This is a genomic window from Mucilaginibacter sp. L3T2-6, from assembly GCF_030519355.1.
GTDB lineage: Bacteria > Bacteroidota > Bacteroidia > Sphingobacteriales > Sphingobacteriaceae > Mucilaginibacter.
Genome location: NZ_JAUMKC010000001.1, coordinates 176975 through 201529, shown reverse-complemented (window position 1 = coordinate 201529; position 24555 = coordinate 176975). Strand labels below are relative to the sequence as shown.

At 45.4% G+C, this 24555-nt stretch carries 22 protein-coding genes; 8 read left to right on the top strand and 14 right to left on the bottom strand.

Annotated elements, in window-relative coordinates:
- The first annotated feature begins 188 nt into the window (after window positions 1–188).
- Window positions 189–1094 carry a DUF6340 family protein gene (locus Q3W13_RS01005; RefSeq protein ID WP_302860631.1) on the top strand — a complete coding sequence of 302 codons (906 nt, stop codon included), beginning with the start codon at window positions 189–191 and terminating at the stop codon, window positions 1092–1094.
- On the opposite strand, the gene Q3W13_RS01000 is transcribed toward Q3W13_RS01005, so the two are convergent.
- Window positions 1066–1512, bottom strand: a complete 447-nt coding sequence (locus Q3W13_RS01000; RefSeq protein WP_302860629.1) for a GNAT family N-acetyltransferase — start codon at window positions 1510–1512, stop codon at window positions 1066–1068. The genes Q3W13_RS01005 and Q3W13_RS01000 overlap by 29 nt on opposite strands.
- A 41-nt stretch (window positions 1513–1553) precedes the next feature.
- Window positions 1554–3047, bottom strand: coding sequence for an acyl-CoA carboxylase subunit beta (locus tag Q3W13_RS00995; RefSeq protein ID WP_368077614.1), 1494 nt, complete (start codon window positions 3045–3047; stop codon window positions 1554–1556).
- Between the two features lie 266 nt (window positions 3048–3313).
- On the opposite strand from Q3W13_RS00995, the gene Q3W13_RS00990 reads away from it, so the two are divergent.
- Window positions 3314–3478, top strand: coding sequence for a hypothetical protein (locus tag Q3W13_RS00990; protein ID WP_302860625.1), 165 nt, complete (start codon window positions 3314–3316; stop codon window positions 3476–3478).
- A 166-nt stretch (window positions 3479–3644) separates the two neighbouring features.
- Here the strand turns inward: Q3W13_RS00990 and Q3W13_RS00985 are convergent, their stop codons facing one another.
- The 3 genes from Q3W13_RS00985 to Q3W13_RS00975 form a co-directional block, all read right to left on the bottom strand.
- Complete coding sequence (locus Q3W13_RS00985) at window positions 3645–4823, bottom strand: MFS transporter (protein ID WP_302860624.1); 1179 nt, start codon at window positions 4821–4823, stop codon at window positions 3645–3647.
- Between the two features lie 132 nt (window positions 4824–4955).
- Window positions 4956–5474, bottom strand: coding sequence for a hypothetical protein (locus Q3W13_RS00980; RefSeq protein WP_302860622.1), 519 nt, complete (start codon window positions 5472–5474; stop codon window positions 4956–4958).
- Window positions 5475–5546: 72 nt separating this feature from the next.
- Window positions 5547–6254, bottom strand: a complete 708-nt coding sequence (locus Q3W13_RS00975) for a DsbA family oxidoreductase (RefSeq protein ID WP_302860619.1) — start codon at window positions 6252–6254, stop codon at window positions 5547–5549.
- An 89-nt stretch (window positions 6255–6343) separates the two neighbouring features.
- On the opposite strand from Q3W13_RS00975, the gene budA reads away from it, so the two are divergent.
- Window positions 6344–7147, top strand: coding sequence for an acetolactate decarboxylase (budA, locus tag Q3W13_RS00970; protein ID WP_302860618.1), 804 nt, complete (start codon window positions 6344–6346; stop codon window positions 7145–7147).
- 202 nt (window positions 7148–7349) lie between these two features.
- On the opposite strand, the gene Q3W13_RS00965 is transcribed toward budA, so the two are convergent.
- Both Q3W13_RS00965 and Q3W13_RS00960 read right to left on the bottom strand, forming a co-directional pair.
- Window positions 7350–9434 carry a pitrilysin family protein gene (locus Q3W13_RS00965; protein ID WP_302860617.1) on the bottom strand — a complete coding sequence of 695 codons (2085 nt, stop codon included), beginning with the start codon at window positions 9432–9434 and terminating at the stop codon, window positions 7350–7352.
- Window positions 9435–9456: 22 nt separating this feature from the next.
- The gene (locus Q3W13_RS00960) at window positions 9457–10791 is read right to left on the bottom strand and encodes a pitrilysin family protein (RefSeq protein ID WP_302860616.1); all 1335 of its coding nucleotides are present in this window, start codon (window positions 10789–10791) and stop codon (window positions 9457–9459) included.
- Between the two features lie 293 nt (window positions 10792–11084).
- On the opposite strand from Q3W13_RS00960, the gene Q3W13_RS00955 reads away from it, so the two are divergent.
- Window positions 11085–11987: a hypothetical protein gene (locus Q3W13_RS00955; protein ID WP_302860615.1), complete on the top strand. Its 903-nt coding sequence runs from the start codon at window positions 11085–11087 to the stop codon at window positions 11985–11987.
- 56 nt (window positions 11988–12043) lie between these two features.
- Here Q3W13_RS00955 and Q3W13_RS00950 read toward each other — a convergent pair whose 3' ends face one another.
- Entirely contained in the window at window positions 12044–12922 is an 879-nt protein-coding gene (locus tag Q3W13_RS00950) for an AraC family transcriptional regulator (RefSeq protein WP_302860613.1), read from the bottom strand.
- A gap of 88 nt (window positions 12923–13010) precedes the next feature.
- Here Q3W13_RS00950 and Q3W13_RS00945 point away from each other — a divergent pair, with 88 nt between their 5' ends.
- Window positions 13011–13640 (top strand): hypothetical protein, encoded by a 630-nt coding sequence (locus Q3W13_RS00945; protein ID WP_302860612.1) that lies wholly within the window; start codon window positions 13011–13013, stop codon window positions 13638–13640.
- A 34-nt stretch (window positions 13641–13674) separates the two neighbouring features.
- A complete protein-coding gene (locus tag Q3W13_RS00940) occupies window positions 13675–14196 on the top strand; it encodes an O-acetyl-ADP-ribose deacetylase (RefSeq protein ID WP_302860610.1) in 522 nt (173 codons plus the stop codon).
- Between the two features lie 43 nt (window positions 14197–14239).
- Here Q3W13_RS00940 and Q3W13_RS00935 read toward each other — a convergent pair whose 3' ends face one another.
- From Q3W13_RS00935 to Q3W13_RS00910, 6 genes are all read right to left on the bottom strand, one after another.
- On the bottom strand, window positions 14240–15487 hold the full coding sequence (locus tag Q3W13_RS00935) for an FAD-binding oxidoreductase (RefSeq protein WP_302860608.1): 1248 nt from the start codon (window positions 15485–15487) through the stop codon (window positions 14240–14242).
- A 698-nt stretch (window positions 15488–16185) separates the two neighbouring features.
- Window positions 16186–16491 (bottom strand): GIY-YIG nuclease family protein, encoded by a 306-nt coding sequence (locus Q3W13_RS00930; RefSeq protein WP_302860606.1) that lies wholly within the window; start codon window positions 16489–16491, stop codon window positions 16186–16188.
- A 555-nt stretch (window positions 16492–17046) separates the two neighbouring features.
- Window positions 17047–18045 (bottom strand): 4-hydroxyproline epimerase, encoded by a 999-nt coding sequence (locus tag Q3W13_RS00925; RefSeq protein WP_302860604.1) that lies wholly within the window; start codon window positions 18043–18045, stop codon window positions 17047–17049.
- A gap of 72 nt (window positions 18046–18117) precedes the next feature.
- On the bottom strand, window positions 18118–19692 hold the full coding sequence (locus tag Q3W13_RS00920) for an aldehyde dehydrogenase (NADP(+)) (RefSeq protein ID WP_302860603.1): 1575 nt from the start codon (window positions 19690–19692) through the stop codon (window positions 18118–18120).
- 156 nt (window positions 19693–19848) lie between these two features.
- Window positions 19849–20796: a dihydrodipicolinate synthase family protein gene (locus Q3W13_RS00915; protein WP_302860602.1), complete on the bottom strand. Its 948-nt coding sequence runs from the start codon at window positions 20794–20796 to the stop codon at window positions 19849–19851.
- A 124-nt stretch (window positions 20797–20920) separates the two neighbouring features.
- On the bottom strand, window positions 20921–23140 hold the full coding sequence (locus tag Q3W13_RS00910) for a putative Ig domain-containing protein (protein ID WP_302860601.1): 2220 nt from the start codon (window positions 23138–23140) through the stop codon (window positions 20921–20923).
- 381 nt (window positions 23141–23521) lie between these two features.
- Between Q3W13_RS00910 and Q3W13_RS00905 the strand changes: the two genes are divergently transcribed.
- Together Q3W13_RS00905 and Q3W13_RS00900 are read left to right on the top strand one after the other, a co-directional pair.
- Window positions 23522–23881, top strand: a complete 360-nt coding sequence (locus tag Q3W13_RS00905; protein ID WP_302860599.1) for a hypothetical protein — start codon at window positions 23522–23524, stop codon at window positions 23879–23881.
- A 295-nt stretch (window positions 23882–24176) separates the two neighbouring features.
- Window positions 24177–24533, top strand: coding sequence for a hypothetical protein (locus Q3W13_RS00900; RefSeq protein ID WP_302860597.1), 357 nt, complete (start codon window positions 24177–24179; stop codon window positions 24531–24533).
- Window positions 24534–24555 lie beyond the last annotated feature (22 nt).

The following is a 24555-nucleotide window of genomic DNA, read 5'->3' as shown; positions in this document are numbered from 1 at the left end:
CACAAGCTTTATATTACAACCTCACCTTTGCAGCGAGTAAATTTTTTCAATAATAAGGTCAGTTTAGTTAGTTAGATCAGCCCGTTTGAGCGACGGGCTGATTTTTTTGTTCCCGGGCGCTACTTTTTTATGAAGAATAGTTAAGCGCCCGTTTAAACTTTTCGCCGTTATTTGCATCCAATTAGATCATGAAGCTATTATCGCCGTTACTTGTCGTCTCCCTGTTATTCCTGGCCTCCTGCGAGACCCCGCTATATGTTTCTGTACCGGTTAAGTATACGCCGCGCTATTATTTTAACAAAGATACCACAACCATAGCCCTGGTTAACCAATTTGATGCAAATGCGCTAAAAATCGGAAATAAGAAAAAGCTGGCGGCCATTAAAGCGGGGGCCTACACTGCTATTAAATCAGCTGGTATTCAGTTAGAGCAGCTACAGCATGTTAAAACTATAAACCTGGCTGACTCAGCAGATTTGAAGCCCGATACCGGTTCGGTAAAGCTGATCGCCAAAAAATACAAGGCTGACTACGTACTGGTGCTGAAGAATTTCAGCGCCGGCATAGGAATAAGCGATATCAGCAACTCAACTACTTACTACGATACTAACGTCAGCGTAAATTTCCTTCTGTATGAGAGCAATGGGGTGTATTATAAAAAGCTAAACGGCGCGGCAAACGATCCCAAATCTGACGAGCCTTATAATGGTTTATTGGCGGCCATTATTTTTCAGCCTTCAGTCGGCCGGAATAAGGCGGCCATTAATGGAGCCACTGAACATGCCGTGCAAAATGCCCTGCAGGACTATTTCCCGTACACCATCACCAATAACAGGCCTTTATATAATGATGACTTTTTGATACCGGCAGTAAAGGAAATACTGGCGCAAAACTTTGATAAGGCCGACAGCCTGCTTCAACCATTTTTACAGGACAAGGATAAACACCGCGCCAGCAAAGCTGCTTATAACCTGGCGGTAGTTTATGAAGCCGAGGGAGATATTGATGCTGCTATGGACTTGGCGCAGCAATCATCCGATTTATATGTTAACCAGTTTGCTACGGCTATTCTGTATGACCTGAAGCGGGAGTGAGCGGTTTTTCCACTATTTCATAATCAATACCTCTCCGGGTGAAGAGGTTACCGGTTTGCTTAAAGCCCTGCTTCAGGTAAAAACCGGTTGCTTCCAGGCGGGCATTACACCAAATGCGTGTGCCTCCGTTTTCTTTTGCGTAATTAATAACATAAGCCACCAGTCTGCTGCCTATACCCGCGTGCTGCATATCGGCAGCCACGGCAAGCTTGCGGAATTGGAATTCAGTTCCGTCCTGGAATAACGAAACGACTCCAGCCAGCCTGTTATCCCTGAATGCACCAAAATGGATGCCGTCAATGTCTTCCGGCATCTCCATGTCGTGCCTCATAGCTGTAGGATACAGCAAATCCCGCCTTAATTGCCAGGTAGCTTCGGGCCTGATCTGCTCAATTGAGATTTCAGAATGATCTTCCATCTTGAAATAACTAATCTCTGGTCTTTTTAACCTCTAATTAACTATAACGGGATATTCCCATGTTTCTTCTTCGGGTTATTTACCACTTTATTTTCCAGCATTTTAAATGCGTGAATAAGCTTAATCCTTGTTTCCGCCGGCTCAATCACCTCATCTATAAAACCGCGCTCGGCAGCGCGATAAGGGTTAGCAAAGATGTCGGCATATTGTTGTTCTTTTTCGCGCCATTTGGCTTCCGGATCTGCTGCGGAGCTAATTTCTCTTTTAAAGATAATTTCCGCGGCGCCTTTCGCACCCATCACCGCAATTTCCGCAGATGGCCAGGCAAAGTTCATATCCGCTCCAATGTGCTTTGAGTTCATCACATCATAAGCGCCGCCATAGGCTTTACGGGTAATAACAGTAATACGCGGCACCGTAGCCTCGCAAAACGCATAAAGCAGTTTCGCACCGTTGGTAATAATGGCATTCCATTCCTGATCGGTGCCCGGTAAAAAGCCAGGGACATCCTCAAACACCAGCAGCGGGATATTAAAACTATCGCAAAAACGCACAAACCTCGCTCCCTTGGTCGATGAATGAATATCAAGCACACCTGCCAGGAATGCCGGCTGATTTGCTACAATACCAATGCTACGGCCGGCGAGCCGTGCAAAGCCCACTACTATATTTTCCGCGAAATCTTTGTGCACCTCCATGAAAGAGCCTTCGTCTATCACGTTATTAATGACGTCCCTGATATCATAAGGCTGCGAAGCATTTTCAGGCATGATGCTATTAAGCCCTTCTCTCGATTCGTTTTTTATTTCATAAGGCAATCGCGGCGCATTGTCCTCGCAATTTTGCGGCATGTAGCTTAACAGCCTTTTTATATTTTGTATGGCTTCAATCTCGTTAGCGCAGGCAAAATGCGTAACGCCCGATTTGGTGGCGTGGGTATCAGCGCCGCCGAGCTCCTCGCTGGTCACTATCTCGTGTGTAACGGTTTTTACCACATTGGGGCCGGTAACAAACATATAGCTGGTATGCTCTACCATCAGTATAAAATCGGTAATGGCAGGTGAATATACCGCACCGCCTGCACAAGGGCCGAGAATTGCCGATATCTGCGGTACTACGCCTGACGCCATCGTATTGCGGTAAAATATATCTGCATAGCCGCCCAGCGATACCACCCCTTCCTGTATGCGCGCGCCACCGGAATCGTTCAGACCGATAACGGGTGCGCCGTTCTTCATGGCAAGGTCCATTATTTTACAGATTTTCTCTGCATGTGTCTCTGAAAGGGAACCGCCAAATACAGTAAAATCCTGGGAGAAAACGTACACCAAACGCCCATTCACGGTTCCGTAGCCGGTTACTACGCCGTCGCCCGGGTATTTTTCCTTTTCCATGTCAAAATCAGTCGACCGGTGCGAAACCAGCATACCGATTTCCTGGAACGATCCCTCATCTAATAAAAAATGCAGACGCTCACGCGCTGTAAGCTTTCCTTTTTTATGCTGACTTTCGATGCGTGCCTGACCACCGCCCATAAGGGCCTCGCTACGCTTTTGATTTAATAAGTTGATCTTGCTATCCACAATTCAGATTTATGAACGCAATATGGGAATTTTAATTTTTGATTCCATCGATTTAAGTATGATTACACTGATTTTAGATCGCAGATGTTTGCTGATTTCGAGGATGACGCTGATTTAATACAGCAAGGCCATCCAAACGGTATCATTATATTCATCATTGAATCATAAAAAATAAAACTATTTTATGCCTGCCCGCTTTTATAGATAAACCCAACGCCATGAACCCATATCAGCAAAAATGGATTGATCTTTTAAAAGCGGCAAACATTCCCGGCTGGAAAATAGTGCCGCAAAATGAAAACATTTACGTCGAAATGCCGCATGTAACCGATCTGAAACTGATAAAGGACAACCTGCCATCGACATTAGCAGCTATGTCATAAGACATCAATGAACCGCACGAGCGACTGAAATTCTGTTTTCATAATGGTCACGAGAATTTTGAATATGTTTTAAATCCGGAAAAGAAAGATCTGGAAGGCGGGGATTGACGGCTATTCAGCAGCCCGTGTGTTAAATCAGCTAACCTGCACGCTCAAAATGGATGAATTATAGCTTAGCGCGTGTAGACAATATCACTACGCTCATGCCCATAATGGCGATAAACACGAAAGATGCCCTTAAAGTGGCCAACCCGGCTATGAACCCAATTACCGGCGGGCCAACCAGGAAGCCGATAAAGCCTATTGTAGAGACTGCAGCAAGTGCAACTCCCGCCGACATAGTCTTCGACCTGCCTGCAGCGCTGTAAACCATTGGCACTACCGATGACACACCAACGCCTACCAGCATAAAGCCAGCCATGGCTGTATATAAGTGAGGAAAGATAACAGCTATAAGCAAACCGGTCAGGGTTAATGAACCGCTTACCTGCAACGTACGTTTTAAACCGAAACGACCTGCAAATAAATCAGCTACGAACCTGCCGCTTGCCATGGTGAGCATAAATGCAGTAAAACCCGCACCCTGTAAAGCTATGGGGGCAACAACTACCTTTTTGAAGTAGATAACGCTCCAGTCGAACATAGCGCCCTCGCAGATCATGGAACAAAAAGCAATGCTGCCCAGCGTGAGCAACGGCATCATCTGCTTCAGACGTTCGCGAAGGGAGATACTGACCGCCTTTTTATCCCGGGGGGCTACTCCGGTATCATCAACCAGGTATCTGGAGGCAACAGCCACTCCGGTTGCCAGGATAACCAGCACGGTAATAAAATGACGAAAAGGATTGATATGGTTGGCAATCATCGCTGTGCCGATGCCCGCCCCGACAAAACCGGCCAGGCTCCAAAGACCATGGAACGATGCCATAATAGGCCGTTCATACATGCGTTCCGTGGCGACGGCCTGCGTGTTAACCGAGATATTGACCGCATTACTTGCAAAACCAAAACAAACCAGGCAGATTATCAATTGAAAAGTATTTTCTGCTAAACCAAGGCAGCTAAGGAATATGCCGTATACAACGATGGCGCTCAGCAGCACTTTTTTACTGCCTATTTTCGTAATGGCCCAACCTGAGAAAGGCAGGGATAACATCAATCCTACCGGTAAAGAAAACAATACTGCGCCCAGGGCAGCATCAGTTAAGCCCAAATTTTGCTGTACAGTTGCTATACGCGATGCCCAGCTGGAAAAGCATAATCCGGCCATAAAAAACAAAACTCCTACAGCTATGCGGAGGGTTCTGCGGGTATGGACAGGTTTTATACTTATCGTTTCAGCCATGTATTTAAACAATACTAAGTGTAAAATATACACTTAGTATTGTTAACACAAATGTAGGCTAATTTATAATGATTTAAAAGGTCAGTGATAATCTTTACTTAAATATTAAATAACAAGGCTGTAGCAGGTATATTATTTATTGATGTTGAACGACCCAAGGCAGTGAGTGTAGACTTTATTGCTGCTTTTATCAACCATATCGCAGCTAAAGGTGCCCTGGGTATTGGTTTCGCTTAGCGCTGTAACCTTTATTTTAGCCTGAGCGGTAAGGTCGATTTTAAAATTACCGGCTTCCATATCTGATAAATCAAAAGTTCCCGTGGTGGCAGATGGAAATACCAATATGCCTTTGTCTTCAGCCGTTTGGCCTTCAGCAGCCAGCGTTGTTTGTCCGTTGGCAAAGCCCGGCGTACCAACCGGGAGCACATTATAGGTAGCTGCATTGTTAAAAATGTAGGTAATATTGCCGATCTTAACCTGGATATTGCTGGCTGCGCCAATCGGAAGGCCATTGCCATCATTTCCCGGCTGCGTATTCCCGTTACTACCACTTTGTGCCCCCGATGGATAAACAGGCGCATCCAGTTTGCACGAGGCAATAGTGCAGGCTATAGAAAATGCAAAAAACAGCTTAAGGTAAAATGTTCTCATATGGTCGTATCAATTGTCCGGGTTAAGATTCCCCAATACGAATTTCGGACATCATAGGTTACATTCCGGAGGTTATTTGCAATCACCATCCGGCGTACACGACGGGCCCCCGATGATCTCTAACCGTGGTTTTTGATTTTCCTGCTGCCATTCGCCAAATGCCTTTGCCAGTGATTGTTCAAAGACCGGCACCGCCTGTGCGCCCGACACCGCATATTTATTATTCAGCACAAAAAACGGCACGCCCTGTACGCCCAGGTATTGCGCAGTATCAATATCATGCCGTACATCATCGGCATACGCGTCGCTGTTTAAAACATGCTCCACTTCGGCAGCATCAAGACCTATTTGTTTTCCCAGCTCCGCCAGCACTTTATTATCATCGATGTTTTTGCTATCGGTAAAATATGCTTTAAACAATGCCTCCTCAGCCTCAACACCCAGTCCGTGCTTTTTAGCCAGGTGGCTAAAGCGATGCGCCTTAAAGCTATTGGCCACTATAGCCTTATCCAAGTTATAAGTCAAACCGGCCTCCGCTGCCATTTTGGTAACATGGTCATTCATCTGGCGGGCATGATCTACGGTCCAGCCTTTCCGGTCGGCCAGGTATTGGTTTATGCTGATGTGGGGATCTGTCTCTAAATCCGGGTTAAGCTGAAAGCTTTTCCATTCTATCTCAATCTCGTTTTTGTGCTCAAAATGCTGCAACGCTTCTTCAAACCTGCGCTTGCCGATATAGCAGAACGGGCACATTACATCGCTCCAAATTTCAACTTTCATAGCTTTTGTTTTATAATAACAAAGTTAATTCGCTACTTTAACAACGGCGTAAGCCAAAAAGTAAACTTTGCTCAATTCATACACCGTACATGAAATTAACTTTTAAGCTTATCCCTGCCCTGTTTCTGTTTTTTGTTAGCCTGAGTGGATCTGCCCAGCAAAAATCCGCATCAACGAATGATAACCTGTACAGCGCCGGCTACGCATCCGCCTTTATTGGTGGATTATATGATGCCTGGTACCCCTATCAAGCCTTGCACCGGCACGGCGATTTCGGCCTGGGCGCTCCGGCAAAGCTGGATGGCGAGTTGATTATGCTGAATGGCAAGCTTTATAAAACCCAATATACCGGCAAAACCACTCCGGTTAGCGATGCTGACCAAACGCCGTACGCAGTTGTTTGCTTTTTCAAGGCTAAACAGTTTTTTAAGCCTGACCGGCAGTTAAATAAAGCAGCACTTTTTAAATATATGGATAGCGTGCTGACCAATCAAAATGGCATCTACGCCATTCACATCAGCGGCAATTTTAAATATTTAAAAACACGCGCCTTCCCTCCTGTTGAACAAAAGCCGTACCTGCCGCTGGCAGCTATGCTGGACAGGCAGCATTTTTTTGAGTTCAACACCATTAAGGGCGATTTAGTAGGTTACAAGCTTCCCGCCTTCATGGAAGGCCCGCATATCAGCGGTTATCATTTTCATTTTTTATCGGATGATAAGCAATCAGGCGGGCATATTATTGACTTGATTGCTAATAACATAACAATTGAAGTTGATACGCTGAGCAGCTATACCATGGAGTTGCCCCCAACAGCTGATTTTAATAATTTCGATTTTAAAAAGGACAGGAAGGAAGAGATTAAAAGTGTTGAGAACGGGAAGAAGCAGTGAACAGAACATTCAATTTTCGTCATTGCGTTCTTTAATCTTAGATGATCGGCCTTTGATATGATGGAAGTAAAGCCGGTATGCCTCTTGATACCTTTATATATTCTTTTATCTTTTCGCACCAACTTTACAAAGCCTGTTACAGAATAATAAAAATATACAAAAAAGCCTGCTCATCGCAGGCTCCCGTAATATTATCCGTAAACTATTTAAAATCCTCGGCTGTTACGCCTGTGTTCATCTTCACATCGGTTACAGTCATTTCAAAGGTCTGTTCCTGCCCGCCGGCTGATTGAGTGATCGTTTGTTTGTATGGCATAAGTACATTGCCCGCTTTCCGGTAATCACCAAGTTCAACAGTGGTATTTATCGTGTTAGCGCCCTGCACAGTTGAATTTTCAACCTTAACCAGCAATTTGCTTTTTACATCGTAATATTCTGTTGAAGTTTTGCCGGTCGGGTCGGTTACACTTACCTGGTAAGCATCAGCGCCATTAACTTTTTGTGTGCCTTTAACCGCCAGCTTGAATGCGGGATTGCTAAGGTAATCCAATTGTTCGGTCAGCTGGGTAAACGCTTTTTTCTTTGCTATTTCATCAGCGCCTAAGTCTTTTTTATTGGGGCCCTGTTGCTGGTAGCCTTTTTCGCCGTCGAACGCTTCTTTCATCACCACATTTCCACCCATGGTAATTGACATCGCTTCCTTGTTAGGTGCCATCTTCTTCTGTACCACATTAAGCTTCATGCCCTGCATGGCCATATCCATAGTTATCACCGCCGAAGTTATCTTTTTCAGTTCCGCCTCACCGCCAACAGCGCTAATGTAGCCTTTTACAATATCAGCAGCGCTTATTGCCGGAACTGCCGCGGCCGATGTATTTTCGGTTACCGGGTTAGCATACTTATCGTACATATGCACGGAATAACCGCTTTTCTTCAAGCCATCAAGCATTTGTGAAGCAGCGCCAACCACCACCACACGGGTATTATCATAATTGAAATACTTTTGGGCCACGCGAAGGATGTCGTCGGCGGTAACGGCGTTTACCTTTTGGAGGTAGGTTTTATAAAAGTCAGCAGGAAGGTTATTGATCAGAATATTACTGGCAAAAGTAGCCGTACGCGCCGGGTCTTCCAGCCCTAAGGCAAATGAGCCGTTATAAAGCGCCTTGGCAATATTCAGTTCCTCGTCTGATACTTTTTCGGTGCGTATGCGTTTTACTTCGTTCAGCATTTCGGTAACCGCACTATCTACCTTGGCATTACGTACCGAAGCCGAAGCATCAAAAGTCTCCTGGAACCGGCCGGTGCCTAATGAAGAATAAGAGCCATAGGTAAAACCATGCTTTTCGCGCAGATTCATAAACAACCTGCTTTCAGGGCCGCCACCCAAAATATAGCTGGCCAAAATAGCCGGGAAATAATCCGGGTTATTTTTCTTAAGGTCTACCAAATTAATAACGTTGATTTCTGACTGAACAGCGTTTGGCACATCAACCACATCAATTTCGGTTTTTGCAGGATTAGGAACTTCGGCAAGCTTTGGCAAGCTCAGCGCAGCGCCTTTCCAGTTGCCTAAAACTTCAGTTGCAAGCGCTTTGGCAGCCTCCGGCTTTATATCGCCAACAATGGTTAAATATCCGCGTGAAGGTGTAATATATTTAGCATAAGCATCTTTAACATCCTGCAGGGTAAGCGCCTGTATGCTTTCTTCCGTTTCAAATTCGCCATTAGGATGATTCTTACCGTAAGCAAGCGCGTTATTCACCCTGTTGGCTATAGCCGGCGCGCTTTTGGCTGAAGATTTTAAACCGGTAATGGTCTGGCTCTTCAGTTTATCGAACGACTCCTGGGTAAATGCGGGCTCTTTTAAAGCAGTTCCCATCAGGGTAAAGGCTTCTTTAAAATAGCGGGTGAGTGCCGAAGCATAGCCTCCGGTAGAGCTTAATCCTACATTAGCGCCAAGTTTTTCACTGGCTTCGTCAAACACCGCTTTAGGCATTGTTTTGGTGCCTTCATTCAGCATCTCGCCCATTAAATTTACAACACCGGCTTTACTGCCTTCCGTTATCGGGCCCGCGTCAATCAGGTACGTTGCCGATACTTTTGGTAAGGTGTGGTTTTCAACCACCAGCAAGGTGATGCCGTTGGGCAGGATATATTTTACCGGGTCTTTTATAGTTAAAACCGGTGCAGGCCCGGGTTTAGGCTGTTTGGTGCGATCTATAGTTTGTGCCTGCGCATATTGCATCAATAATGCCCCGGCAGCTATCATTATATATTTTTTCATGATTCTTTCGTGATATGGTTAATTATTGAGCTTTTCCTTTCCCGGGTAGATAATACAACACCAGGCGCTGATTTGGATTAAGATATTTGCGCGCGGCATCCCTTATCTCCTCCCTGGTGACCGACCGTATCTCGTCAAGTTCTTTATTTACATGACCTGTATCTTTATGATAGAAAGTATAACCGTTGCTCAAGCTTTCAGCAACGCCCAGCATCCGGGTATTTGCACTCACAAAATTATTCTCGAACTGGTTTTGAAGCTTTTGGTATTCCTCGGGACTGATCAGATCAGTTTGCAGCTTTTTAATTTCCTCGTCCATGTCAGGCAGCAGCGTGGCCGGATCAGCACCGCCATTTGGCAAAGCACCTAAAATGTACATGCCATAGTCTTCAAGTGCATAGTTAAAGGCCACCACCTGCAGCGCGTTCTTTTTCTCGTCTACCATTTTCTTATACATACGCGAACTAGCCCCGCCTGACAAAAGGGTTGATATCATCTGCATCACTCTTGAATCGTGCGTATCTCTTCCCGGCACGCGGAATGCCTCGATCATAAATGGCAATTGTGCATTTGCATCATAAGCCGTGTCGGTAATTTGTTTGGTAATGGGCTCTTCTTCTATCTTTTTGTAGATTACATCAGCGCCTTTGGGTATATCGCCGAAATAAGCTTTTACCAGGTCCTTTGTTTTTGCAATATCGATATCGCCGGCTATCGTGAGCACAGCATTGTTAGGAACATAATATTTTTTAAAGAAATCTTTGAACTCGTCCAGCTTTGCCGCGTCAAGATCCTTCATAGTGCCTATTACACCACGATGGTATGGATGTTTCGGAAACAGGTCGGCACTAATGGTGGTGATCAGGTTACCGTAAGGCCGGTTGTCAAAACTCTGGCGTTTTTCCTCCTTCACTACCTCATTCTGCGTTTTTACACCGATTTCGTTAATTACCGGGTGCATCATGCGCTCGCTTTCAAGCCACATGCCGGTTTCCAACTGATTTGAGGGGAATACCTCGTAGTAAAAGGTACGGTCCTGCGTGGTGTTGGCATTGTTTTGACCGCCGCTGGCCGATACTATTTTAAAAAACTGACCGCGCTTAATATTGTCGCTGCCTTCAAACAACAGGTGCTCAAAAAAGTGCGCAAACCCTGTACGGCCTTCCGCTTCGTTTTTTGAGCCAACATGATACATCACGCTCACCACAGCTACAGGCGCTTTCTTGTCCTGGTGCAGAACTACGTGCAGTCCGTTAGGAAGGTCGTATTCTGTAAATTCAACTTTTTGCGCGTTAACCCGCAAGCCAATCAGGGAAGCGACCGCGGACACAAAAAGAACTTTTTTCTTTAATTGCATAGTTAACATTGTTTATGACTAAAGTATTAATTGATTTCGGATTTAGGAATTTCGATTTCGGATTATTTCAAATTCGGATGCGGAATATTGATTTCGGAACTGGACGACTAGGTTTATGTTTGTTTGTATTCAGAGACCGGAATGCCGGTTTCTGAACTGTTTTGATTTTTCGTTTGGCGCTAACGCAGCCGGCTGGTCTCTGACTAACTAATCTCTAATCTTAATCCTTCCTTCACACTAAATTCGTTAATTTGCGTTATAATAGGCTTTAAAGATAGTGAATAACAGAGTTAATGAGCCGTTCCTTCAAAATAAAAATAATTGTGCCGCTGGCGATCGTGCTTTTTGCGGGCGCTTATGGCCATCATAAGCGGGTAGCGCGCGAAACAGACATCACCGGAAAGATGGAGAACAAACTGCTGGATGAAACATCGGGCATAGCCGCTTCGGGGATAGACCCGGCGATATATTATGTACATAACGACAGCGGCGATACCAGCCGTTTTTTTGCGATTACCGCCGATGGCAAGCTTAAATCTACCCTGTATTTTAAAGGTGATAAAAAGGCAAAACAAGGTGTTTTTGATTGTGAAGACATTGCTGTTGGCCCCGGTCCGGTTAAACGTAAAAGTTATGTTTATCTGGGTGATATCGGCGATAATGATGGTAAACGGCCATTTATTACAGTTTACCGTTTTGAAGAGAACGCCGGCTGGTTGAAAAATGAAGTAAATAACGTGGATGCTGTACCGCTTCACCTTAAATACCCGGACGGGCCAAAGGACGCCGAAACATTAATGGCAGACCCCACCGACAACTTATTATACATAGTTTCCAAAAGACAAGACTCCGTAACCGTATATACTGCACCGCTTAAGTACAAGGCGAACGATACGGTCACCCTGACTAAACGCTGTAAGCTTTTTTTCGCAGGGCTTAAATTATTTAAATGGATTACTGCCGGTGATATATCCAAAGATGGCAGCCAGGTAGTGCTGAAGAGTTACGAAAAGGTTTACTACTGGAAACGAAACGGTAATGAGCCCGTCTGGAAGACCATGCAGGCAAAGCCACAGATACCATTCTATGTCCCCGAAAAACAGGGCGAAGCAATTGGATTTACGGCTGATGGCAAAGGCTATTATACCACCAGCGAAGGTGTTTACGCGCCTATCTATTATTATAAGGTACCGTAGGTTAGAGATTGGGAAGAGTTTTTGACTTCGGACTAAAGACTTTGGACTCCGGACTCCTATTCTACCGTATTCGCATAGCTGCTTATATAATCACGTGGCGATACACCGGTAATGCTTTTGAAAACATAATTAAAATTGGTGATGCTATTAAAGCCACAACTGTAGGCGATGGTAGCAATGCTTTTGGCCTGGCCGTTTACCAGCATTTTGCAGGCCTCGTTTATCCGCACCTTGTTGATAAAATTCACCAGCGTATGCCGTGTGTGTTTTTTAAAATACCGGCAAAAGGCCGTTGGCGTAAGGTGCGCCTGTATGGCTACGTCTTCGAGTGTTAAAGGGCTGGCATAGTTTTGCATGATGTAGTTATATACGGATGCAATGCGCATGCCTTCAGGATCCGTCATGGAGAAAGCATAGCTGCCTGATGATAGCGGCTGCGGATTATGGACGGTGGTTATTACATTCAATAATTCAATAAAACGGTAAAGCTGCTCAGCGCCCGCAGCGTGCTGTATGGTAGTAATTTTTTTAACGATATCAGCATACATCGCGTCCGGAATTTTAAACCCACTTGGGTTTTGATGGATGAACGCCAGTACCGATTTCATTTCGGGCATCGCAAACAGAGCCGATAATGCTCCGGATGGATTAAAAAAAATGGTTATCGCCCTTACCTCTTTATCGCTTTCAGGCTCAAAGTAGGCAGGGTCGCTTTTGAACAGATGGGGCAGATTGGCGCCGATCATATAAATTTCGCCTTCGCGAAAAACATGCATATTGTTTCCGGCCAGCAGCGTGCCTTCTCCTTTTTGGATCCAGGTTATCTGTATTTCGGCATGGCGGTGCAGGTACGTGTAAAAATGAGGCAGCACTTCTTCCTGCACCATAATGGAATGGTCGTGCGGAACAGGAATGGTGAAGGGCAGTACTTTCATTTGGTAAATTTAGTGATTAAGTTGATTGGGTGAGCGGTTGATTGAGTTTAGCTTTTAATAGCTATATTTAAGCTATTAAATCCATCACATGACCGCCCGATTGAAAAAAGACATCCGCACGATTATTGAAGTGTCGCTCTTCTTGGTATGGATTTTTGCCATCTCGGCCATTTACAGTATTTCGTCGTGGTTTTTACTTATTTTCGGCATCATTGGAATTACTGCTGGGGTTTACCGGAGATTTTTCATGCGGTATCACAGAGATATTATAATGCTGCCAACCCAAAATGACGAATCATCAAAAATGGGCCTGGTCGCATTTGGCTTAATAGTATTATTTTTTTCTTCGGTGGGACATTTTGCATTCGACATGGAGATTTACCAGGTTGCAATCGGATTGGCCCTTGGCGGCGTGTTAATTTGGCTTGGCCTTCATGAATCGCCAAAGGGCTGGCTGGCTGTGCAGGGCAATATGATTGAAATGCAGGGTTTGCCAGAGCAGATTGATTCCAGGCTGTTAAAAGGGATTTCAATTTATAACGACCGCATTATCTTAACAAATATCTACAACGAACGGCAGCAAGGTTTGATGTTAAAGTTAACGCCAAAAACAGCACAAAACATCAAAGTATTCCTTGATAGTAAGATCGGAAGGGCGGATATATCAATAACCGATTATGTCTCAAACGCTTCGGTGCGAAATTGGAATAATTGTTGATTGTCTTATCGCAATTCAACTACAATTACCGCCTATGCCAACCCCAAAAATAGAACTTACCAAAGGCGACATCACCAAATTAGCTGTTGATGCCATTGTAAACGCGGCGAATACCTCGCTTATGGGAGGCGGCGGCGTTGACGGGGCCATACATCGTGCAGGCGGGCCAGCTATATTGGAGGAATGCCGCCAGATAGTTGCCCGTCAGGGCCGCTGCAATACCGGCGAGGCTGTGGTAACTACCGCAGGCAAAATGCCATCAAAACAAGTGATACATACCGTTGGCCCGGTTTGGAATAACGGTAAATATCACGAAGATGAAAAACTGACCAATTGCTATAAAAACTCCTTACAATTAGCCGTTGATAATGGTTGCAGGACTATCGCTTTTCCGAATATCAGCACCGGCATTTATCACTTTCCTAAAGAGCGGGCGGCAAAAATTGCGGTTGACACAGTAAAGCAATTTCTATCAAAAACGGACAAAATTGAGAAAGTGCTTTTTGTATGTTTTGATGAGGAGAATTACAAGCTATACGACGATTTGCTGAAGTAACACTCTGATTAAAAAATGTCATCCTATGTTTGTGCGGGGTATTTTAATTATACCTGTCCGGATCAAATAATCCCGCCTCTATCGCCGGCTTTTGCTCATTAAACGAATCAGCTATTATCTTACCCGTAGCAGGAGCCAGGCCCAAACCAATCATAGCGTGGCCGGTGGCAATAGCCAGGTTGTCGTATTTTTTGGTAACGCCTATGTAAGGTAAACCATCCGGTGAACATGGCCTGAAGCCAAACCAAACGTCCCTTTCATCAGGCACCGCCAGCTTGAACTCAGGGAAATATTTCGGAACCGATTCAACAATGCCCCGTACACGGTTCATGTTTACACGATCGTTGATCTTGCCGATCTCCATGGTGCCGCCAAAGCGAATGCCGCCGTTCATTGGTGTGATGGCTACGCGCGCCTCGCAAAGAATGGAAGGAACGGTCATCTTTTTAACGGGATTATTTACCATAAACGAGTAACCCTTTCCCGGCATTAACGGGATGCTCAAACCGGCAAGTTTTGCAATACCCGGCGACCATGAGCCTCCGGCGACAAGATACTTATCGCCAGTAAAGTCTTTGTCCCTGGTGCTTACCGAGCTTATCTTACCACCATCATGATTGATCCGGGTAACCTCTGTATGGCGATGTATGCGCACGCCGGCGTCTTCCAGGTATTTAACCAGGCCTTTCATCAGCTTATTTGGCGACATGTGCGAATCGCAATGATAATGTACCGCACCCAAAATATCCAGCTCTATCTCCGGCTGCAGCTTTCGTGTTTCTTCCGGGGTTAAATATTGTGCATCAAGGCCAAGGTTAGTGGCCTGCTCTATCATGTGCCGTTCTTCTTCCTCAACCTTTTGTGATTTAAAAAGCATCAGGATGCCATTATCTGTTAAATCGAAATTTAGACCTGAATCTTTTTCAAATTCATGATAGAGCTTGCTACTGTATAGCGAGATATCCCTTAGCCCCCCGGCCGAACGGTCCACGTGTTTTTTGGTGGCGCTCTTCATAAATTTTAAGCCCCAGCCAATCAAGTCTTTATTTAAAGATGGCTTTACGTAAAACGGGCTCTTGCTGTCAAACATCCACCTGATGCCCTGCTCTATCATGCCTGGCGATGCCAACGGCACAAAGTGACTGGGCGTAACCATACCCGCATTGCCGTGTGAACAGTTGTCGGTAAGGTCGCCCTGTTCAAGGATGTCCACTTCCCAGCCCGATTTGTGCAGGTAATACGCTGAGAACAGCCCTATTACCCCGCCGCCAATTATTATTGCTTTACTCATATTCTTTTACAATCATTACCCATTTTGTCGTTGCGAGCGAGGAACGAGTGCGGCAACCTCATCATCGTGCATAGCCGATTTGCATTTTAGAAACGCGTATCGACGAGATTGCTTCGTTCCTCGCAATGACAAAGTTTGTTTTTTTATTCCATTTCAAGTAAACTCACCCTTTTGTCATTGCGAGCGAGGAACGAGTGCGGCAATCTCGTCGATTTGCTTACCCATTTATGCATGTTTGCTATGCATAGCGAAGAGATTGCTTCGTTCCTCGCAATGACAAAGGTTGTTTTATCCATAGCCCCTCTTGTCATTGCGAGCGAGGAACGAGCGCGGCAACCTCGTCGATTTGCTTGCCCGTTATGCATGTTTGCTATGCATAGCGACGAGATTGCTTCGTTCCTCGCAATGACAAAGTTCCCTTTATCCATAGCCCCTCTTGTCATTGGAGCGAGGCAACCTCATCGACATAATTGCCCGCTATGCATGTTTGCTATGCATAACGAAGAGATTGCTTCGTTCCTCGCAATGACAAAGTTTGTTTTTTTATTCTATTTCAAGTAAACTCACCCACTTGTCATTGCGAGCGAGGAACGAGCGCGGCAAACTCGTCGATTTGCCTGCCCGTTGTGCGTGCTTGCTATGCATAGCGAAGAGATTGCTTCGTTCCTCGCAATGACAAAGTTTTTTAGTTTGTCTTATTAATCATACCAATCATCACTCAAATCCAGCCAACTAGGATTTGTAGACACAATCAAATCTATCTTTTTTTGCCTCGAACCACCTTTCAATTGTTTTTCGCGTACAATCGCATCATGTATCCATTGATATTCTTCATAATAAACTAATTTATTCAAATTGTACCTTGATGTAAATCCGTCAAAAGTTTTGTTTTTATGTTGCCAGATCCTTCCGGTTAAATCACTGGTTACCCCTATATAAAAAACAGTATTAGCCCTATTTGTTAAAATGTAAGTGCAATAATCATGTTTCTTAAGAGATGGCATGTTTAAATATTATTCGGTTAGTTCATTTTGTCATTGCGAGCGAGGAACGAGCGCGGCAACCTCGTCGCTTTACCTGCCTGTTATGCGTGCTTGCTATGGATGACGACGAGATTGCTTCGTTCCTCGCAATGACAAAGTTTCCTTTATCCATAGCCCGTCTTGTCATTGCGAGCGAGGAACGAGCGCGGCAACCTCGTCGATTTGCCTGCCTGTTATGCGTGCTTGCTATGGATGACGACGAGATTGCTTCGTTTCTCGCAATGACAAAGTTTGTTTTTTATTCTATTTCAATATAAACTCACCCACTTGTCATTGCGAGCGAGGAACGAGCGCGGCAACCTCGTCGACATACTTGCCCGCTATGCATGTTTGCTATGTATAGCGAAGAGATTGCTTCGTTCCTCGCAATGACAAAGTTTCCATTATCCATAGCCGCTCTTGTCATTGGAGCGCGGCAACCTCGTCGACCTACTTGCCCGTTATGCGTGCTTGCTATGGATGACGACAAAATTGCTTCATCCCTGGCAATGACAAAGTTTTTTAAATTATCTTCAACTATATCACCTGGAACCCAAACGCGTAGGGGTCATCGTCATCAATTTTGATGGTGTTATAGCCATACACCTTGGCCCAGCCTTCGATGCCGGGAATTATTGCCGGTTTATCCCCTATCATTACTTCGTCTTCAACAGTGCCGGTAAATTGGCTGCCGATAATGCTTTCGTGTATAAACTTATCGCCTTTTTTCAGCTTGCCTTTAGCGTGCCATTGCGCCATGCGGGCCGAGGTACCGGTGCCGCAGGGTGAGCGGTCAATCGCTTTATCGCCATAAAATACGGCATTACGGGCAGTAGCATCAGGCGAAAGGGTTTTACCGCCCCAAAGGATATGCGAACAGCCATTGATGGTCGGGTTTTGCGGATGTACGAATGTGTATTTTTCGTTTATCCGCTTGCGTAATACCCTGCTCCACGATATCAGCTGGTCAGCAGTATAGCTTTCCAGGCCGCTAAAGTTTGCCTGCGGGTCGACTATCGCGTAGTAATTGCCGCCGTAGCTTACGTCAACAGTAAGCATGCCTAAATCCGGGCATTCAACTTCAAGGTTTTCGGCGGCAAGGTATGAAGCAACGTTGGTTAGTTTTACTGACTTTACTTTATTGCCTTCCTGTTTGTATTCAATCAACACCAAGCCAGCAGGCGCTTCCATACGAATAATTCCAGGTGTTTTTGGTACGATCAAGCCTTCCTCAACTGCAATCGTAATAGTACCAATAGTGCCGTGACCGCACATAGGCAGGCAGCCGCTGGTTTCGATAAATAATACCGCAACATCGTTGGCGGGGTCGTGCGGCGGGTATAAAATACTCCCCGACATCATATCATGGCCCCTCGGCTCAAACATCAGGCCTTTGCGTATCCAGTCGTATTCCTTTAAAAAGTGCTGGCGCTTCTCGCTCATATTGTCGCCCTGCAAATTAGGGCCGCCACCAGCCACCAACCTTACCGGGTTACCGCACGTGTGAGCATCAATGCAGAAGAATGTCTTATTCATTATTAGTCTTAAGTCGGGAGTCTTAAGTCTTGAGTCTGAAATCGCTATTGACTAACGACTAAAGCCTTCGGACTATTTTTTCCATTCATTATTAAACAACCGCCAAATATTCAGCGGGTTGCTGGTTTTTAACTCGTCGGGCAGCAAGTCTTCGCTCCAGTTTTGCCAGCATACCGGGCGCACAAACCTTTTGATGGATGAGGTGCCCACCGATGTAAACCGGCTGTCGGATGTTGCCGGGAAAGGACCGCCATGCTGGATTGCATTACCAACCTCAACCCCTGTGGGCGGACCGTTTAGAATTACCCTGCCTGCAATATCGGCCAGTTTATCGGTGACGTTTTTATATCCGGCCAATTCATCGCCATCTGCATAAATGCTTGCGGTAAGCTGTCCATGCAGCGAGTTTACTACCTGCTCCAACTCCCCGCGGTTTTCGGCAACAATCAGCATAGAATACGGGCCGAAAACTTCCTCCTTAAATTTCTCATCCAACAGGAATTCAGCTGCACTGATTTCCGTTACTAGGGGCACACCCTGGTTGTTTTTGGTGGTGTCAACCTTTTCTGATTTTGCGATAATTTTAACTGCATCTTCAGCCAGCATATTGCCGGCTAATTTGTTGAAGTTAGCGCAGATACCTGGCGTGAGCATAGTTGACGACATAATTTCTTTAATTTCGCCGGCAAGCGCAGTTTTAAACTCTGCCAAACCTTCGCCGTTTATGGTGATCAATAAACCCGGTTGCGTACAAAACTGCCCGGCGTTATTGGTTATCGGGCCGGCCAATTTTGCCAGTTCTGCAGGACGATTTTTCAATGCCCCCGGCAATAATATCAGCGGATTAATGCTGCCCATTTCAGCAAAAACCGGGATAGGCTCATCACGCTCACGGGAGATTTTCACCAAAGCCATCCCCCCCTTAAGCGAGCCTGTAAAGGTTACTATTTTGGTTTTGGGATGTTTTACCAATGTTTCGCCAATGGCATAGCCATCATCGTACAATATCGAAAAAACACCTTCGGGCATAGCAGTCGCTTCCGCAGCCTTCCTGATTGCTTCAGCAACCAACGCACTTGTACCGGGATGGGCCGGATGGGCCTTAACCACTACCGGGCAACCGGCAGCCAATGCCGCGGCCGTATCGCCCCCTGCAACGGAAAACGCCAGCGGAAAATTACTTGCACCAAATACTACCGCCGGACCCAGCGGCACCATCATTTTACGGATATCCAGACGCGGCAAGGGTTGCCTGTCAGGAATCGCTGTATCGATTATTGCTTCCACCCACGAACCTTCCTCCAGTAAATCGGCAAACATTTTAAGCTGATTAGTGGTACGGGCACGCTCGCCCTGTAAACGGGGGACCGGCAAGCCGCTTTCTGCAGACGCACGCTCTAAAAGCGCGTCGCCTATAGCGATTATTTCATCAGCAATGCTGCGTAAAAACGCTGCTTTCTTTTTAGGGCCGATATTACGATAAGCAGTAAAGGCTTTATCGGCTAAATCCATTGCGTTGTTAGCTTCAGCTACGCTGGCTGCATAAAACTCGCCGGGCAAATCAACGCCATGCGCAGGATCGACCGCTTTAAATTTATTTCCGTTTCCGGGCCTGTAGCTATTGCCTATTAAGTTTCTTGTTTCCATAATAATGTATTATAAGTAGAAAAAATTGTCATTGCTGTAAGGAGGAACGACGAAGCAACTTCGTCATTTGCATAGTCGTCATGCATATCTGTTAAGCATGGTGACGAGGTCGCCTCGTTCCTTGCAATGACAAATTTTGTTAAAGCCGGTGAGTTTTTAACTCACCCCGGTCACATCCACCTCTGCTTCTACGCCCCAGCTACCCACTGGCAACTCCGGGCGATTCGCAATGGCCTTATCAATGATAGCCAGGATGCGTTTGCGTTCATCGCCAACCAATGGTAAACGCGGTGCGCGAACGGTTTCAGTACCCAGGCCGGTTTGTTTTTCGGCCAACTTTATATACTGAACCAGCTTGGGGTGAATATCCAATTCCAATACCGGTAAAAACCAGCGGTAAATAGCCAACGCTTCCTGGTGACGGCCCTGTTTCGCCAGGTTAAAGATCGCAACTGTTTCGCGTGGAAAGGCGTCAACCAAACCGGCGACCCAGCCGTCGGCGCCCATAAACAAGCTTTCCAATGCTAAGGTATCTACACCGCACAAAAGTTTAAAGCGATCGCCGAAACGGTTTATCATCCTTGTTACATTGCTCACGTCACGGGTGGACTCCTTCACCGCCTGGATGTTTTCGTATTGAGCCAGTTCTTCAAACATGTCCAATGTCACCTCGATCTTATAATCATAGGGGTTATTATAAATCATGATTGGCAGCGGGGTACTCCTGGCAACTGTTGCGAAATATTCCAATGTTTCGCGCTCATCTGCTTTGTAGCGCAACGGCGGCAACATCATTAAGCCATCGGCGCCATATTTCAGGGCGTTTTCGGCACATTTTAAGGCTGCCCTGGTAGTTTGCTCGGCAATGTTCAATATTACGTACGCGCGCTTATTTACCGTTTTTACGGTCTGCTTCAACAGCTCAATTTTTTCCTCGTCGGTTAAAACGCTTGCCTCGCCAAGCGAGCCGCCGATGATAATGCCCTTTGCGCCGGCTTCCAGCTGCGATTCGATATTTTTATCAAATGCGGCAAAATCCATTTCATCATTATCGTTGAATTTTGTGGTTACCGCCGGGAATACCCCTTTCCAGATTACGCTCATGTTGCCCCCTCTAAATCTCCCCCTAAAGGGAGGAGACTTGATTAAATTGTTAATATTTATGTTACTACTCTATTAATTACTTTTTAAAGCCCTCTCCCTTTAGGGGAGGGTTTGGGCGGGGCTGTTATCTGCTCAACCTCACCAGCATCACCCCGTGCGGCGCTACTTTTGCCGAGTAGGTGCTGCCGCTGCTGATGATGTACTTCTGCTGCCATACGTCGCGTATTTTGGTTAGCCCTTTAAAATCTTCATCGTCGCGGTTGAGGGTGATCGTTTGATACTTGTCTGACGTATTGAACAGTCCTACCGCTTTGCCGCCATCGGCCATTTCTTTTACCCATATTTGGTAATCGGCTGTTTTGGCAGCCTGGCGAGCACCTTTGCCCAGGGCATCCTGGTCAATAGCCAGCACTTCGTCATTGGTCAGCAGGTTTAATGTAAACCTGTCCAGTTTACCCATATCGCAGCCAATGAGCAGCGGCGACGAAATCAGGCACCAAAGGCTTATATGGGTGTACTGCTCATCAGGGGTAAGTCGCGTGTTGTGCTGGTTATCCCCCCAGCCCACTTTACCCACTACCAGCATATCAGGGTCGTTAAAGTGGCCGGGCTGCGCGTATGGCGCATCGGCAACCTGGTTAAAGCCAATGGTGCTCATGCTTTCCCAGGTGTCAGTAATGTCACCGGTTGACCGCCAGCTGTTACCGCCTACCTCGGCGCCCCATTTCCAGACCTCGCCCATACCATACTGGCAAAAACTAAACATAATATCGCGCGGAACCTTGTTTAGTGCTGCGCGCATTACCTGGTAAGGTTTTTTCATGTCGTCGAGGGTAGGGTTTTTGGCTGTCACTTCGCTGTATGAACACCAGTCGTATTTTAAATAATCAATACCCCAGTCGCCGTATGATTTTGCATCCTGCTCCTCATGCTGCCAGCTGCCAAGGTACCCGCCGCAAGTACGCGGGCCGGGCGAAGAATAAATCCCCATCTTTAAGCCAAGGCTATGTACAAAATCCGTCGTCGCCTTCATATCCGGGAACTTTTGGTTAGTCACTATCTGACCGTTTTCTGCACGCTTTTCAGCTTCCCATCCATCATCAATATTAATATAATTCCACCCATGGGCACTCAGCTTTTCAATCATGGTTTTGGCTGCCACACGTACCCTTTCATCGTTCACACTCAATCCAAACGCATTCCAGCTGTTCCAGCCCAAAGCGGGCGTAAGGCCTATTAAATCGCCGATTTTTATAGTCAGTTTTTTTGATTTTGTGCCCAGGCTATTTTTAACTGTAAGTGTTACCGGGTAATCTCCGGCCTGGCTTACAACGCCTGAAATAATGCCTGTAGCGGCATCCAGCTTTAACCCTTCAGGTAAGCCGTCGGCTGCATACGTTAATGGTTTTTGACCGCTGGCAGGTATTAAGTATAAAAACGGGTTACCCGGTCTTGCACCATAAACATCAGCGCCGTTAATCTTCGGTTTGGCGCTGGGGTATGGGGTTAATATGTATGGTGTGCCGTCGGTCTTAGTTACTGATTCGCCCGACTTTTCTTCCGTAAAAGTATAGCTTACTACATACGATTTTTTTTCGAGCCGTGCTATGGTGAACGTGTAATTAAACGGTTTGTGAGCCGTGAAATCCACCTGGTTGATCTTTTGGTATAGTACCGAACCATTTTCCGGGTCGGTTACCTTAAAGGCCAGCTTACCTTTATAATTATAATTACTGTTGGCCATCAGCTTTATGGTTTTGCTTAAGCTGTTGTTTTCGCCGAATGCAAATGCCGCGTCAGTATTGATCACAACCGGGTCCATCAAACCGGCCATGCTGAGTGTAAATTTATTGCCATACATGCCCCCGGCGCCGCCGGTATCGAATATACGTATCGCCAGCACATTGTCTTTATCCCAATGTATAGCGGGGTTATTTGCAGCAATGGTATACCTGCGCGGGCCGTAATTACCGTCTTTTATAGTACCTTTTTGACCGCCGTATTTAGCTATCAGCTGGCCATTAAGGTAAACTTCGTCGTTATCATCAACGTCGTTTAAAACTAAACGCAGGCTATCTTTTAAAAATGATTTTTGTTTTAATGATGACGGAATATTTAAATGCAGCCGATACCAGCCGAAGCCGTCAACGCCTTTATAACCCTGCGCTTCCCAGTCATGAGCCAGGTCGATTGGTTTCCAGTTGCTGTCATCAAAACCGGGTGCAGCCCAGTCCATCGAATCACCAATAGAGAATTTCCATCCTTTGTCGATAGCAATTTCCTGTGCTGAAGCATTAAAAATGAATGCCGCAGCCAGGCAGATAAGCAGTAATAGTTTTTTCATGCTGATGTAGTTTAACCGGCTCAAAAACACGCCGTCTGCAACAAACTTACGAAAATCAAAATTACGGGTTCCGTATTTTTTTATTGGATGTTTTTTAGCTGATTATAGCAATATATTAACTTATTATCCTTTCTATTTTATTCAATAAGGATAGGATAATGTCAAAATGCACATAAACTGGTATTAATAACCGTAGTGAGAGCATAATAATTCGGTTTATCGCAAAATAATCAAATGTGGAGATGTTAATAAATTATCAACAAGAATAAGTCAGTCTATTTAAAGTTAACACATACTTCACGATAACGTTCAATGCCGATCCTACTTTTGCCGCTATAAATTAAGCTCTTTAAATGAAACATCGAAACAAAAATTAAAGCTATGAAGACCAGGAAACTAATTTTTACTGCTTTGTTAATGTGCTGCTTTTTTACCGGTTTTGCCACCATTGAAGGCATGAATGGCAAATGGACAGGTATTTTAAAAACCGACCAGGGTGATGAATACCCGCTGCTATACAATTTTAAAATTGACGGTGATAAGCTGACCGGCACCGCCAAGACTCCGAAAGGCGATATGCCGATTGATGACGGCCAGGTAACCGGGAAAGATTTTTCCTTTGTAGTTGTGGTTAACAAGATGGAAATAGAACACAAAGGCAGATTTTACGGCGATTCGGTTGGTGTTGATCTGAGCCTGGGCGATGCAAAATCGCATGTAACGCTGTTAAAGGAAAAATAAAGGCTTCGGCCAACAAATTTACAGGTCGTTTTGCAGAGGCGTATCGCATACGCCCTTTTGCAACACGTATACACAAGACATGTTCATGATGACGACGAGGCGTATGCGATACGCTCCCTTTGATCATCATTTCAGAAAAACTTTCACTTTCACAAAATATTTTTATTAAGCCCTACGCCTTATTGATAAATAACATTAATTTTAAAGAGGCGTAATTCTCATTGATGGAACAATGGTATTTTATGCCTGCATTGTAACAGTTATATTACTAAAGCGTCTTACAAAAAACTGAATTATGAAAAAGAAGATCTTTACTACCACGGCATTAATATGCTGTTTTATGGTTTGCTTTGCTATCATTGCCGACATCAGCGGCAAATGGTCGGGCACACTTACTACTCCTGATGGGCAGGAAATTGCTGTAAGCTATGATTTCAAGGTTGATGGCGACAAGCTTACCGGCACTGCTGAATCGCCGGCCGGTTCTGTTACTGTTGACGACGGCAAAATTGACGGTGATAAGTTTTCGTTCAAGGTGAATGTATCCGGAACCGATTACCCTCACACGGGTAAAATTTATGCTGATTCATTAGCAATGGATATTGACTTTGGGGGACCTAAAGCACATTTTATAGTTAAGAAGGATAAATAAAGGGCCGAGCCAAGGCTCCCGA